Annotated in this window: 13 protein-coding genes and 3 pseudogenes; all 16 read right to left on the bottom strand. The window is 35.2% G+C overall.

All coding sequences use genetic code 11. The features are described 5' to 3' along the window. Positions 1-3 precede the first annotated feature (3 nt). Positions 4-1,170, bottom strand: coding sequence for a nucleotide sugar dehydrogenase (locus L1D22_RS06225; RefSeq protein WP_239829081.1), 1,167 nt, complete (start codon positions 1,168-1,170; stop codon positions 4-6). Between the two features lie 288 nt (positions 1,171-1,458). Beyond that, positions 1,459-1,560 (bottom strand): annotated as a pseudogene (locus tag L1D22_RS06230) (IS200/IS605 family transposase); the annotation flags it as partial. A 137-nt stretch (positions 1,561-1,697) separates the two neighbouring features. Beyond that, positions 1,698-2,519 carry a glycosyltransferase gene (locus L1D22_RS06235; protein ID WP_239829082.1) on the bottom strand — a complete coding sequence of 274 codons (822 nt, stop codon included), beginning with the start codon at positions 2,517-2,519 and terminating at the stop codon, positions 1,698-1,700. Beyond that, complete coding sequence (locus L1D22_RS06240; protein WP_239829083.1) at positions 2,509-3,777, bottom strand: hypothetical protein; 1,269 nt, start codon at positions 3,775-3,777, stop codon at positions 2,509-2,511. Before L1D22_RS06240 ends, L1D22_RS06235 begins: the two co-directional genes overlap by 11 nt. Continuing rightward, on the bottom strand, positions 3,770-4,645 hold the full coding sequence (locus tag L1D22_RS06245; protein ID WP_239829084.1) for a glycosyltransferase family A protein: 876 nt from the start codon (positions 4,643-4,645) through the stop codon (positions 3,770-3,772). The genes L1D22_RS06240 and L1D22_RS06245 overlap by 8 nt, the downstream gene beginning before the upstream one ends. A 182-nt stretch (positions 4,646-4,827) precedes the next feature. Beyond that, a pseudogene (locus L1D22_RS06250) lies at positions 4,828-5,034 on the bottom strand (ISAs1 family transposase); the annotation flags it as partial. An 11-nt stretch (positions 5,035-5,045) separates the two neighbouring features. Beyond that, a complete protein-coding gene (locus tag L1D22_RS06255) occupies positions 5,046-6,176 on the bottom strand; it encodes an ISAs1 family transposase (RefSeq protein WP_239829085.1) in 1,131 nt (376 codons plus the stop codon). Between the two features lie 397 nt (positions 6,177-6,573). Next, positions 6,574-6,714: pseudogene (locus tag L1D22_RS06260) on the bottom strand (IS630 family transposase); the annotation flags it as partial. A 42-nt stretch (positions 6,715-6,756) separates the two neighbouring features. Beyond that, complete coding sequence (gene wzy, locus L1D22_RS06265; protein ID WP_239829194.1) at positions 6,757-7,998, bottom strand: oligosaccharide repeat unit polymerase; 1,242 nt, start codon at positions 7,996-7,998, stop codon at positions 6,757-6,759. After that, positions 7,991-8,911 carry a hypothetical protein gene (locus L1D22_RS06270; RefSeq protein ID WP_239829086.1) on the bottom strand — a complete coding sequence of 307 codons (921 nt, stop codon included), beginning with the start codon at positions 8,909-8,911 and terminating at the stop codon, positions 7,991-7,993. The genes wzy and L1D22_RS06270 overlap by 8 nt, the downstream gene beginning before the upstream one ends. Then, positions 8,908-9,927 carry a glycosyltransferase gene (locus tag L1D22_RS06275; protein ID WP_239829087.1) on the bottom strand — a complete coding sequence of 340 codons (1,020 nt, stop codon included), beginning with the start codon at positions 9,925-9,927 and terminating at the stop codon, positions 8,908-8,910. The genes L1D22_RS06270 and L1D22_RS06275 overlap by 4 nt, the downstream gene beginning before the upstream one ends. Beyond that, positions 9,914-10,477 (bottom strand): acyltransferase, encoded by a 564-nt coding sequence (locus tag L1D22_RS06280; protein WP_239829088.1) that lies wholly within the window; start codon positions 10,475-10,477, stop codon positions 9,914-9,916. The genes L1D22_RS06275 and L1D22_RS06280 overlap by 14 nt, the downstream gene beginning before the upstream one ends. Beyond that, entirely contained in the window at positions 10,477-11,589 is a 1,113-nt protein-coding gene (locus L1D22_RS06285) for a DegT/DnrJ/EryC1/StrS family aminotransferase (protein WP_239829089.1), read from the bottom strand. Before L1D22_RS06285 ends, L1D22_RS06280 begins: the two co-directional genes overlap by 1 nt. Before the next feature lie 5 nt (positions 11,590-11,594). Next, positions 11,595-13,028, bottom strand: a complete 1,434-nt coding sequence (locus tag L1D22_RS06290; protein WP_239829090.1) for a lipopolysaccharide biosynthesis protein — start codon at positions 13,026-13,028, stop codon at positions 11,595-11,597. Between the two features lie 7 nt (positions 13,029-13,035). Beyond that, positions 13,036-13,908, bottom strand: coding sequence for a glucose-1-phosphate thymidylyltransferase RfbA (gene rfbA, locus L1D22_RS06295; protein WP_239829091.1), 873 nt, complete (start codon positions 13,906-13,908; stop codon positions 13,036-13,038). After that, the gene (gene rfbB / locus L1D22_RS06300) at positions 13,908-15,005 is read right to left on the bottom strand and encodes a dTDP-glucose 4,6-dehydratase (protein ID WP_239829092.1); all 1,098 of its coding nucleotides are present in this window, start codon (positions 15,003-15,005) and stop codon (positions 13,908-13,910) included. Before rfbB ends, rfbA begins: the two co-directional genes overlap by 1 nt. Between the last annotated feature and the right edge of the window lie 215 nt (positions 15,006-15,220).

A 15,220-nucleotide genomic window follows, 5' to 3' on the forward strand; every position in this document is an offset into this window, starting at 1 on the left:
CCCTTAATCTGAACCGAATAAATCACGCGTATACACTTTGTCTTTTACATCCGCCAGCTCTTGGGCCATACGGTTTGAAACAATCACATCACAGCTTGACTTAAACTGCTCGAAATCCGTTAACACTAATGAACGGAAGAACTCTTTTTCTTTCAGCTCTGGTTCAAACACCACCACTTCAATGCCTTTCGCCTTCAAACGCTTCATAATGCCTTGAATACTTGAAGCACGGAAGTTATCTGAACCGGACTTCATGACTAAACGATAAATACCCACGCGCGTTGGGTTACGCTTGATGATTGAATCGGCAATAAAATCTTTACGTGTGGTATTCGAATCTACAATAGCACCAATAATATTATTCGGCACATCCGAGTAGTTAGCGCGCAGCTGTTTAGTATCTTTTGGTAGGCAGTAACCACCGTAACCAAATGAAGGGTTGTTGTAGTGAGAACCAATGCGAGGGTCTAAGCTGACACCATCGATAATTTGGCGCGTATCTAGCCCGTGAGATTCAGCGTAAGTATCTAGCTCATTAAAGTAAGCAACGCGAAGCGCCAAGTAAGTGTTAGAGAACAGCTTTACCGCTTCAGCTTCGGTTGAATCGGTATAAAGGATTTCAACGTCTTTTTTCACCGCGCCTTCTAGCAACAGGTTGGCAAAAACTTGAGCACGTTCCGAGCGCTCACCGACGACAATGCGAGACGGGTGCAGGTTATCGTATAACGCTTTACCTTCACGCAAGAACTCAGGTGAAAACATCAGGTTTTCACATTCTAGTTCCTGTTTAATGCGCGCGGTATAACCCACAGGAACGGTCGATTTAATCACCATCACTGCATTTGGGTTAATCGCCATCACATCTTTAATCACCGCTTCAACGGAAGAGGTATTAAAGTAGTTCGTTTCTACGTCGTAATCGGTAGGGGTAGCAATAACAACATAATCGGCATTTGAATATGCTAGTTCTTTATCGAGTGTCGCGGTGAAATTAAGCGATTTATTGGTCAGAAACTCGGTAATTTCAGTATCAACAATCGGAGACTGCTTGTTATTAAGCATCTCTACTTTTGAAGCCACGATATCAACCGCAACGACTTCATGATGCTGTGCAAGCAGCATCGCATTAGACAGACCAACGTAGCCTGTACCAGCAATAGCAATTTTCATATATAAGCCAACTGTTTATGTAATAATTAGTTTGAATAAAAAGTATAAACTAGACATGTGTTCATTATATAACAAGGCAATCTTGGTGACAGTTAATTCGAGGTACTTTGCAGGCTAATTAAAGGTAACGAGCCAGAATTGCGCATTTTCCTTATACCCAAGCCCTCATAGTATGTTGCGCATAAATTAAAGCTCTTTGCTTGGGCCTACCGCACAGCGAAATTTACCACCAAAGCTTTCTGAAAGCTTCAGCCACTCTTCGACATTCATATTGAGGCGTTCAAGAATCCTGATTGCACCATAAATCATTTTTTGTCTTTTCTTCGGGATAAACACCACGTGGTATTTACCATCCCATCGAGTATGAGACAGACTCTTATAGTCTCGCATAGGTTGTTTCCTCTTTACTTTTGGTCGAGCAAAGAAGTTACACATACCGTTGTCACGGTCAAACCTATGCGAGTCACCCCAGCAGAGCTGGGGGTTTATCAATGTTTAATTACAGATATAAAAGAACCAAAAGCGCTTTATCTAAGTCTATTATATGCGATTTTTTTTAAAACTGGTGGAGAGATCCTTAAAATAAATAACGCAACTGTATGCATTAAATTAGACACATTAAGATTATTAAGCTTTTTAAAAGCATAAATTCTTGCATTAAGATCATTCATAGCTTTTTTAAATCCGCGCCTTTGATGAAAATCATCATCAACTCTAAAATTCAGCAACGGTTCATTTAAATTAGCAAAGACTCTACCATCTGCAATCAAATCAACCCATAAGTAGTAATCTTGTGTATTCATGAGTTCGGACTTATATCTGATACCTGATTTGAATATCGATTTCTTCATCATTACAGATGGATGATTGAATGGGCATTTTTTGATAATTTTATTTACTAGCTTTTTATGGTTACTATCCATTGATTTATAAAATTTTTTTTCTCCAGAAGAAGATATTTCCCAAACATCTGTTCCTAAAACATCTACTTCAGGGTTTAATTCAAGAAATGAAACCTGTTTTTGAAACCTGTCCACCTCGCTGATATCATCCGAATCCATTCTAGCTATATAATGAATATCTTCATCTAAAAGAGCAATTTCAATACAATCGTTCAGCCTTTGAGCTAAGCCCAAATTTAATTCATTAAAATGAATGGACACATTGTCACAATTTTCATAATTACTCAATAGCATGTGAACGTCATCTCCCACAGGGCCATCAACTTGAATAATAATATGAAAGTTCACATAGTCTTGATTGATAATACTATCTAAAGATATTTTTAAATTATTAGCTAAATCAGATTTATATACTGACATGGCGACTGCGATTTTTTTATTTTTCATAATTAAAATTAACCTTATACATCCTTCGCGAACCACCATGAACTGAATCAACATAGATGCAATTAAATTCAGGATCCCATTTAGGATGTAAATCACATCTTGTTTGATTATTGTATTTTAATGGTTCAAAAAACTCTGCAATCATTTTCACCTGATTAAGATTAGTGTCAACCAATAATAAATGTTTCATTCTTGACTTATCAGGGTATGTATCAGTTATAAATAAACCATCACCAATATAAGTTGGATGTCCATCACCATATTTATCTAATTCACTAATATCAACCCTTATGAAATTTTTCTTAAAAACTTCAATAAAGTAATATCCATTAATACCATTATGCTTCATATAGGCAAGAAGTGTATTAGAATCAACCCAGCAATAATGACTAATCATTCCTGAATCAGAAATTAAATCTAGCTTTGATGGATCATTAATATTAACTATAAACAGTCTATCAACCCTAACACCATTACTGGTGTAAGCTCTATGTAAAAAAACAGCATTAACTCCGTCTTTTGAAATCATAATGTGATTAAACTTCTGAGAAGAGTAATCAGCGTTGAAATTCAGAGGGAATTTTTTATTTAATGTAACAAGATCAATAACAACTTCACTACTACGATTATAATTAACTTTTATAATAGATTGATTTTTAAAATCTATATTCCCCCAAGCTTCTCTTGAAAAATATGCGTAATCAGGACGAAGGAAACTTAATGGTCGATAATCTAACGATAAATAGAAGTCGTTATAATAAGAATCATAAACAGGGTGCTCTAATATTTCCTCATCTTTCGTGAAAACATTTACAACTTTTGCTCTGATTGAATTATCAACAATGTCATTAAAAATAATATTACTATCAGATATCCATTGTAATTTTGAACCTTGCTGCCAATTAAAAGCCGATGTTTCTACTTTAAGTAAAATAGAGTCATTTTTGACATTCTTAACAACAACAAAACATGGTTCTTGCAAACCCAAGGTATCCAGTGGGTTTAATGTCGTTGGAATTGATGTAGAATGAAATAGTTCAAAGTCTCCTTTTCTTGGATTATTGTCGTAATAACCGAAAAATGTTTCATTCTTGCAGTCATCAATGACATCAAGATTAAATTTAGACTTAAAATTGTACTTCTTTTTGTAAATTAAAAAGTTAACTCTCTGATATATATTTTTTGCTATTCCCTTTATAGCTGGGTTTTTACTTAATAAAGAAGCAAATTTACGTTCAAATACATTAAAATTAGCCATGTTTATATCCTACAAGTGCAAGGCATGAACCAAAAATGAATTTCAATGCTCTTAAGCTTGGACGTATTGCAAAAGAAACAATCGAAAATTGCAATGACTTAAGAGGCTTTCCTACATTTAGAGCTTTACTCACCAACTGATACAGATTTGATTTGAATTTTTTTATATCTTTATCATTCAAACCTGGTGAATACTTCTTTAATAAATAAGAAGCCGCAATTTCATGCCTACCATCATTTGAACGACTAATCTGTTTTCCTTTCTTTCGAAATACTGTATAGATCACACTGTTTTCACCATCATATACAGCTGTACCTAATGTGAGCAGCCGTATCCACAAATCGTAATCTTGGAAACATGGTAATTCAGGGTCAAAACCATTAACTTTTATAAAGTCATCTTTTCTTATAGCTACTGACGACGTAGACCCAATATGATTACAACTCAAAATATCGGATAGAGAATACTCTTCACTTCCCGGTTTGATATTTCTGAATGGTTTATCAAGATCTGTATCCCATACGACTTTTTTACCAGAGAAAACAATGACTGTTTCTTTATTCTTAAGCAATGAAAGTTGTTTCTTTACTTTTCCATTTTCCCATGAATCATCATCGTCCAGAAACATGATGCATTCATTATTTGACTCTGCTACGCCAATATTTCGACTCACAGCACCTCCCTTAGAGAAGGAATTTCGTATAACTTTTATTCTACTATCGAGAAAAAGACTACTAACATCAAAGTCAGAAGCATCATCCACAATGATTATTTCATCATGATCATTTAATTGAATTAAAACGCTATCAACAGCCCTTTGAAGGAGTGATATTCTATTTTTTGTTGGAATTATAACTGAAACTTTCAAAGTAACCTCTATAAGTTTGTGATTTAACGATTTTAGAGTTAAGAAAATAATTATTTAAGATTCTTTGCCAAAACAACTCAATATAGTGATAAGAAGCATAGGATATACATATAACTACAAAGAGATACGGAATAAAGATTAAATCATTCCACATATCCACGGAAAAATCATGAACTTCCCCGTCAATAAAGGCTTGCCAGAACCTTTAAAAGATACTCACAATTCATCGCACACATCGCTCTTTTATGTTTAATGCTCGCTTTGAGAGTCGTTTCACTCTTCAGCATGTTTAAGCACATCTGCCTGATCCTTGCGAAATTTTCTGCACCTTCTTCTGCTCGTTTTCGGCTGGCATCCTCACCAAAAGCGGTGTCTAACGACCAGTGCATCCAGGGCAAGATTACGAAGCCCCTTGCCCTGCAAGGACTTGCGAAAGGTAGCTATTGCTACGGTTTGCTTTTTTCTGCTTTCTTTTGATCCCTGCTTTGAAGCTGGCTTCTTCCGTCAGCAGGTTTAAAGCTATATGCCTTATAACTGCTAAATTCTCACCCGCTTGCTCTCGACGTATCCGACATTCATCTTCTTTAAAACCTACGTCTAATCGCCAGTGCATCTGATTTTCGATGCTCCAATGTGCTCGCGTGCTCTCTAGTAAAGCTTTAGCCGTCAGTTCTGCTGAGCTTATGTAGTGCTTTATTTGCATTGTTTCTGCTGGCTTATCACCTTCTTGACGAATTGAAACGACCATACCAATTGTGGAGAGTACCGCCCAATCAAGCGCTATATCGCCTAAGAAATCTGTATTGTGAACAACCATACTCAAACGTGTTTCTGTACGACCATGCCCTTTCTCTTGAGTGACGTATTTATCCCCTTCAAAACTATTAAGCATACTAGAATTAAACACTTGGCTAATCGCTTGCTCCAATCGTTTTTGATTACCTTTTACCGCTAAGAGGTAATCTGCATCTTGGGCGACTATCTTTTCTGCTATATCCTTCTGGCACCCCATAGCATCAATCGTCACTAAACAGCCTCGCAAGGAAAGCATTTCAAGCAGTTCGGGGATCGCTTTTATTTCATTGCTTTTATCCGCAGTCTTAACTTGTCCCAGTACAACTTGGTTTGCCGCACTAAAGGCACTAACCATATGGATTGCACCACAACGCTTGTCTTTGTTGTATGTGCCTCTGAGAGTTTTGCCGTCGATAGCAATCACTTCACCCTCTGTCGCCTCATGGCAATCTTTCATCCATGCTGTGAAGCATCGTTGTAACTGCTTAGCGGAGATAAGATTAATAACTCTGGCAATGGTATCGTGTACTGGTATGCCTTGGTTGAAATCACCATACTGTCTAAGCCATTCCAAGTTATCTTCACCAAAATCTTCAATATCCTCCCAACCTTCAGCGCCAGCAATCACTGCTGAAATGGTTAAAAAGATAATATCGGTTAGCGTGTGCTCTATTTTCCCAGCTTGGCGAGGGTCTTGAATAACTGAAATATGGTCCAAAAGGCTTAATCCATTCATTAGGCTAAATATCTACTGTTAAAAGACAGTATATGATCACACCTAAATTTGATCATCAAATCGATCTTGGATGTATTGAGATTATTGTGAATTCAGTATCTAATTAGTTAAATATGACTTCACGTCATCCCTTATTCCATAAGGGATTTTCATGATCTTGCCCTGGCCTTGTTGGCGGTAATCTGGAATGATATCAAAATGCATAAATGGGTGCTGGTTACTCATAGTTAGACCTCCAATTTTTCTATGGAGGTATTAGAAAACACTGAAAATGCTCTACAAATTGATCATCGGGCAATTGATTGTTATGTGATAATGCTAACTAGTGAACTTCAAAAATTGAGAACTCAATACGCCACGAACCCTTTAAACATGTGCATGTTGATGATTTTTCCCTGGCTTGTGAAATCATAGCCTGACTCCAGTTTTCAGAAGCCAGTAAAATAGCCTTAATACGGTCACGCACTCGACCATCACGAGTAGAATCGTGCATTTGTTCGAGTTGTAATTTCTGTTGAGGAGTCAGTGTAATTTTCATGGTGCATAGCATGATCCTGATTCTAAATAAAATCAAGCATCTTCAATGATCACGGGTATATAACATTAAATCAAGTGAAACCCTTATGGTGAAAATTAACGTGATAAAAAAAACTAACGCTTGAAAGTAATTAAGAAATGGAACAAACCAACCATGGAACAAAAACATAACCATTAAGAGCCAAGTTAGCTCAACAATATATGTTTTATTGACGTCAATGACTTTTGATAAAATTACCGATGCAAAGACTAATGCAATTATAATAGCAAAGACACCTATGAAACTAAGCCCCAAAAGAGGAATATAACCAACAAAACCAATCTGGGTCGACCAATCAGTTAAACCATTTATATGATATGCTAAGATACTTTGGATAGTTTCGTTTCCAGATAAATCTCCGTGAAAGACTTTAATTAAAAACTTAATTAACCAATGATTAACGAACGTTGGAATGTAATCATTTGCTATTAACAGTTCGGTCAACTGAAACCAATTTTCAAAAATATATTGAACATTAGCAACCTGTTGAAATCTTTCAACTGTTCTATTAAAAAATATAAAGTAAGCTTCAAGATAATTACCATAACTTAGAATATAGTTATTTGCAGTTGTTAAAAGACTATTTGAACCTGATATTGCATGTTGCATAAAAATGAATTTCGCCATTCTTATAAATGGCGAAACCAACAAAATCACTAAACTTAAAAATATGATCTGGGTATATCCACTTCTTTTTTTTATGTTATATCTATATAATAAATACAAAAAACCCATCCACATTAACTGCGCTGACTGGCCGCTAATTATATTGGTAATCAGATAAAGCACTAATATGACGTTAAAAAAATAATTCCTATTCCCTATTCTATAAAATAAGTATATTGCAATTAAATATACAGGCTGGAAAATAGATAAGAAATAGAAATTAAATTTATTCCCACCAGAATCATCTACTGAAACCCCAGCTATACCTGTACTATAAATAGAAGTATTAATCATATAAAGGACAGTTATACTTAATATGATAATATCGAGAATATATGATTCTACATATTTTAACCCAATTTTAAAGCTTACCTTACTACATAAACTGAACAATATGCAGAAAAAAACAAGGGACAATAAAACACTAGCTAAAGAATAACTCATAATATATGGGTCAGTTTTAAAAAAGTGTTTAAAGTCCCCACCTAAAGTACCAGTCTTTATAAAATAGTAAGATAGATAAACATTAGAAAATATATACAAAAAAAGAATATACTTCCTATGAAAATAATTAATCATCACGCTGTAGCACACTGTAGTCTAATTGAAACCTTTTAAAAACAGAGGTTATTTGAACGTCATTTTCATTATTTCTAACATTTGATAGAAATAATCCTATATCCTGGCTTCCATCTATTTCAAAAAACTCTTCATTAAAATTCACATTACGTTCTACAACTTTAGACTTGAAGTGATTAATTGTTGTCATAGCTTTAAACCAAACATCATCCGCTTTAGGTGCTAATTTTGTAAATTCTTGGACTGAACAAGTTAATTTATTCAAAGAACCTTTAGGGTAAAATACACCACCAATCCCTGTTGGGAAAATCTCAAATCCTGGTTCATATTTTGAAATTTTTTGCTTCCATTTACAATATGGATTAACTTTACTATTTTCGTCAAATGTTATCTGGTGCCCACGATTACATAATACAACACCAGGAGATACTTTACTTTCCAATACAAACCTATCAACGAGGTCAATAGGATAAATTATATCGTCATCAACTGTGATGATATCCACAATATCGTTATCAATGACACTTAAAGTTGGAATTAATTTTTTATATGAACGAAAGTTTTCACAATATCTTATTTCTAGCCCTCTTTCTTTCTGTCTAATTAATGCGGCGGGTAAATTTATATCACTAAATTCATCTTTATCCAGCCATAGTATGATTCTATCAGCCTTTCTTGTTTGAGCACCTAATGATTCAATAGTAATATGGACCGTATTAATTCTTTTGCTATATGTCGTTAAACTAATTACAACACCGTTACTTTCAGCGTTATCACTAACTAAAGGCTCAAATGATGATAATACCGAGTTACTTAAATGCTCATAACGTAACTTATAGCTAATTAAATTACTATTATTAATCAACTGTTTAATAACTTGAATGAATTGTTTCTTCTTAACACTAATACTCATATACAACACTTCTTCACGAAACCAATAATTAACTGCTTAAGCAGATTTGAAATTTTATAGGCATCAAACTTATAATGGCACCTATAAGCTTTTTTTAAGTACTTAAAAGCAAGCCCAATTTTTAGAAACCTAAAACACGCAAGAGAAGTTCTATAGTATTCATCCGCACATTTATGCTTACTCAGCTCATTAATGTTTGGATATATTTGTTCTAAATTACTAATCACATGAGAAAATGACTCGTTAAATTTCAATCTATTATTTAAGTTCAGTTGGTTTCTTTCAGACCATGAACCAGAACTATGAACACGATAACAACTCATAAATTCAGAAGATACATATATGTTTTCGCCATTAATACAGGAAAAAACCTCAAAGAAAAAATCACCGATTGGTGATTTTTTGTACAACCAATCAGGTATTTCTCTTAAAACATTGATATCTATAAAGTAAGAAGCAGTAGGTATGAGCTGTCCTTCACTCATAAAGACATCATCTAATGTATACAATTCATCATGCTGAAAGTTCCATTTTGATTTGACGATTTCATTTTCATTTAAACAGTAAGCACCATGAGCAACCATCTTATAATTACTATGTAACGCAACATTAAGTTGTTTTGATAGCTTTCTTTTATCTGTCCAAAAATCATCCCCTTCACAGATTGCGACATAATTCCCCGCAGCCGCTGCAAAACAATTCTCTAATGGTTTTAATGGGTATATTGAGTATTGGTTTTCATCTTGTGTTATAAGTTTAATAATATCTGGGAATTTATTTTTCAACTGAATTAATAATTGAAGAGTACCATCAGATGATTTATCATCATGAATAATAACTTCAAATTTATACTCTACTTCTTGAGCTAAAAAAGATTTAACTGCAGACTCAATATAATCCACTTGATTATAACTAGTACAAACAATAGATACATAAACTCGATCTGTAAAATGCCAATGCTTCATTATTTCAGATTGACTATCTGGACAATCAATTAATATCTCATCTATTTTCATCGATTTTTTTTTCTATTTTTAGCAAATTTTTAGATCGTACACCAATTTTTTTAGCCGGAACTCCACCTAATATAGTAAATGGAGTACTGGAGGATTTGACTAAGCTCAGTGCGCCGATAACAGTCCCTATATCTAGGTTAACTCCAGGTAGAATTACACTTCCGCTTCCAATTACAACGTGTTTCCCTATGTGTATTGCATCACTAATTACATTAGTATATATTGATTCAACTGTTGGGTTGGTCATGAACTCACCTGAATAATCATCATTACTAGAGTAAATAGCTACACGAGAGGAAATATTAGAAAAGTCTTCTAAGACAATTGAACCTTTACCAATTAAAGAACTATAAACTGCAATATGTATATTATTACCTATCGTTATACCACCTTTACCTGCTGACAATACGCAAAAATCATCGATTCTTACATCATTACCTATACTGATGTTTTGTGCTCCATGTATGCTAGCTTTATTAGATATCCTCACATTATTTCCAATAGAAACAAAACCAAACTGTTGTAATTCCTCATGAGTTAGAACTGCCATTACCTTTTACAATCCCTAATTATTGAGCTAATGAAAAGAATATTATCTTGTGTAATTTCATGATGAAGCGGCAAACATAAAACTGAACTTGCAACAATTGAAGCATTTTTCAAGTCACCAACTATTCGATATTTATCTGAACAAAAACCATTAAAATCTGGTATTAGTGGATAAAAGTACTTTCTTGCAAAGATATTATTATTCTTTAATTTGTTGAATAATTCATCACGACTTATTCCAAATTCTTTCTCGTCAATTAAAATTGGATAATAAGAATAATTGTGAACAACATTCTTATTTGGCTTCCATACCGTTAATCCATCTAAATCCGACAATTTTTCATCATAACTCTCTGCAGCTATCTTTCTTTGCTCAATAGCACTATCAATATAATTCAAATTAATTAGACCAAATGCAGATTGAACTTCATTTAGTTTCGCATTAGACCCAATCAAACTTAGTGAGGCTTCAGACTCAAAACCAAAGCTTTTGTATTGTTCTAACTTTTCTTTTAATTCACTGCTGTTACAAACAACAGCACCACCTTCAACTGTTGAATATGTTTTTGTAGCATGAAAGCTCAAGATAGACATATCACCATAAGTTAGAACTGATTTGTTACTTTCCTGTACTGCAAAGGCATGGGCAGCATCATAGATTACTTTAAGGCCATACTTATCAGCAATACTTTGTATTTTTTCGTGGTCACATGGGTTTCCGTATACATGAACAGGCATAATTGCTGTTGTTTTATCAGTGATAGCCGCCTCAATTAATTCAGGTTTAAGATTAAATGTATAAGGATCAATATCGATAAAAACTGGTTTTAAGCCGCTTAATAAAATTGAATTGCTTGTTGCTATAAAACTATAAGGTGTCGTTATCACTTCTCCTTCAAGCTCTAAAACCGTCAAAGCGGCACACAAACCAAGTGTGCCATTAGAGAACAAACTCAGATAATCAACACCCAAATATTCACATAACCTAGCTTCAAGTTGATTATGATAGTGACCATTATTTGTTAACCACTTTTTATCCCATATATCCTCTAGAAGTGGAGTAAGTTCACTTAATGGTGGAAGTAACGGTGTAGTAACTGTAATATTTTTCATTTAATTTATTCTTTATAAAATCGTGGGTTTATATATTTAATCAAATCTGCCTGAAAAGTTATCATTGATAAAGCATAAAAAATAATTGAAATCGATACAGCTAACATCAAAGCGATAGAAATATCATCAATTATTATTGATGAAACGTAATATCCGAAAAAACATGATATTAAAGATATAATCCAAATAGGCAGTAAGGAGTAAATCTGTCTCTTTAATGATAGGTTGGCAATTTTCCCTGTATAATACGTATTAATAACCAGTGCAATATATGAGTGTATTGTCAATCCAACACACATTGCTTTAATCCCAAGAGGAACAGTTATGAATAATATCACGGTGATTAATATTTTTTTTATCACTTCAAGCTTTAAAAATAAATCTGTTCGTCCTTTTACTTGAAGTAGGTTAAGATTAATCGCATGAATTGGGTATAACAAAAATCCAACACTCAAAATAGTAACCAATTCTGCAGCCATAGCCCACTCACTACCTAATATTGTAGTAATTAGCCATTCCGCAGTAACAGCAAGCCCAAAGAGTAATGGAAAAATCACAGCAGCCGCTAACCTTAATGTTAATAAATATGCACTTTCTAGTTGTGTACTATCACCCTGCATTTTACTTAGCATTGGATATGTCACTCGTTGAATTATCGAGGTCATTGTTATCGCTGGAACACTTGACACTTGATTGGCCTGAGTGAATTGACCAACTTGCCCGACATTAAAGTATTTACCAATTATCACCTGATATATATTCTTATATATAGTATCAAGTATACCTGACAATAATAATTTTGAGCCAAAGTTAAATAAATATCTAAAAGAAAGCAATGAGAATGCTAGCCTTGGTTTCCAAGGGCAAAAGATGTTTAACATAATAGCATTACAAATACTCATGGTTATAGTTTGAGCAACTAAACTCCATACACCAAACTCATTCAATGCAAATATAATTGCAACGAAACTGCTAATAAGTACACTTATAATAGATGCTTTAGCTTGAGTCTTAAAATCCATAGCGATAGTTAACATTGCTTTTTGAACTATCGTTAGTGAGTTTATGATTATAACTATTGATATAACTTTTGTAAGTGTTATTAGTTCCGGCTGTTTAAAAAACTCTGCAATGGTTTCGGAAGAGATATATAGTAGCAAGTAGCAAACAAGCGAAGACACTACGTTAAATAAAAATGCTGTAGTAAAATCTTCATCTACTACATCTTTTTTTCTGATTAATGCAGACGTAAAGCCACTATCAATTAAAACTTGACTAACCGCTATGAATATAGCAAGCATCCCGATCAAACCAAATGCCTCAGGTCCAAGTAGACGAGCGAGGTATAACATCACAATTAGTTGCACAAATTGTGTTAATATTCGTTCAATCGCACTCCATTTCAAGCCATTTGCAGTTTTTCTTTTTATACTACTCATTTTTCACTTACTTCATTAGCGATAGTATATATTGACCATATGAGTTCTTCCTCATTAATTCACCACGTTCTTTGAATATCTCTGCTGTTATCCAGCCTTGATTAAAGGCTATCTCCTCTAGACAAGCGATTTTAAACCCTTGCCTTTTCTCAATTGTCTCTACAAATTGAGCAGCTTCAAGCAAGCTTTCATGCGTTCCGGTATCTAACCAAGCGTACCCTCGGCCAAGCATTTCTACGTTAAGCTTGCCTTTATTAAGATACATTTCATTTAACGTAGTGATCTCTAACTCACCTCGTTCTGAGGGTTTAACTTTTTTGGCTAGCTCAATCACCTGATTGTCATAGAAATAAAGGCCAGTCACAGCATAATGACTCTTCGGTTGGCGCGGTTTCTCTTCAATAGAGATTGCCTTTCTATTTCTGTCAAACTCAACCACCCCAAAACGCTCAGGGTCTTTGACTTGATAACCAAATACCGTGGCTCCTTCCCCTTTTTTAGCATTCTCAACCGCACTGTTTAATTTTGGAGTAAAGTTCTGCCCCCAAAAAATATTGTCGCCTAGAACTAAACAAACTGAATCATTTCCAATAAAATCTTCACCGATAATAAATGCTTGTGCTAATCCTTCAGGCTTTGGTTGAACCGCATACTCAAGCGATATACCAAATTGACTACCATCACCGAGTAAACGTCTGAAGCTCTCTTGGTCTTCTGGTGTCGTAATAATAAGCACTTCACGAATACCCGCCAGCATCAGAACTGATAACGGATAATAAATCATAGGTTTATCATAAACGGGCAATAATTGCTTGGATACGCCCATAGTGATTGGGTATAAACGTGTACCGGAGCCGCCCGCTAATACAATACCTTTCATTATTTACTTTCCTTAGTTTCCGTTGACTCAACGCCTAGGCGCTCACGTTGGTAGCTGCCATCTTGTACATTTTGACACCATGCTGAGTTATCTAAATACCATTGCACCGTTTTACGTAGCCCTGTTTCAAATGTCTCTTCTGGCGTCCAATCTAGTTCACGCTGCATTTTAGATGAATCAATCGCGTAACGGCGATCATGCCCCGGGCGGTCTTGAACGTACGTAATTTGCTCTGTATACTTCGAATCTTTCGGTACTAGAGTATCTAGGATGTCGCAAATTGTATTCACGACTTCAAGGTTTTTCTTCTCGTTGTGACCACCGATGTTGTAGGTCTCGCCTACTTTCCCTTCCGTCACCACTTTATAGAGTGCGCGGGCGTGGTCTTCGACAAACAGCCAGTCACGGATTTGGTCGCCTTTTCCATAAATAGGCAAATCTTTGCCTTCTAGCGCATTAAGGATAACCAGTGGGATCAGCTTTTCAGGGAAATGATAGGGGCCGTAGTTGTTTGAGCAATTCGTTACCATCGTTGGTAAGCCATAAGTACGCAACCATGCACGCACTAAATGGTCACTCGAAGCTTTTGATGCTGAGTATGGACTTGATGGCTCATACGAGGTTGTCTCTAAGAACATTGGCAGGTCGGTACCACTTTCCACTTCATCAGGATGTGGAAGATCACCGTACACTTCATCAGTAGAGATATGATGGAAGCGAAACTCTGCTTTTGCAGATTCTTCTAGCGTATTCCAATACTCGCGAGTCGCTTCTAACAGAGTATAAGTACCGACAATATTGGTCTCGATAAACGCCGCTGGGCCTGTGATTGAGCGGTCAACATGCGACTCCGCTGCAAGGTGCATCACCGCATCCGGTTTATGCTCGGCAAAAACTCGACCTAACTCTGTACGATTGCAGATATCGACTTGTTCAAACGAATAACGTTCAGACGAATCCACCTCGACAAGAGACTCTAAATTACCAGCATAAGTGAGCTTATCAACGTTAACCACGCTGTCAGATGTGTTCTTGATGATGTGACGAATAACAGCTGAGCCGATAAAACCAGCACCACCAGTGACGAGGATTTTCATAGTTTTCTCTTGTAGTATTATGTTTAGAACAACTCACGAACGTGAAGATGCTGTTTATTTTTGAACAAAAAATCAAAATTTCACCTCAGCGTTAAAAACGCACTGAGACACTTTTTATTCATTTTGAGACAGTCTATTTTCGACAATCCCTTGTAAAACCTTGGTTTTGCTAATTTTTTAGAAACCGCCCTAATAGGGCCGCGAAACGTTTTTAC

Origin of the sequence: Vibrio sp. Isolate34, assembly GCF_022397915.1 — a bacterium.
Lineage (GTDB): Bacteria > Pseudomonadota > Gammaproteobacteria > Enterobacterales > Vibrionaceae > Vibrio.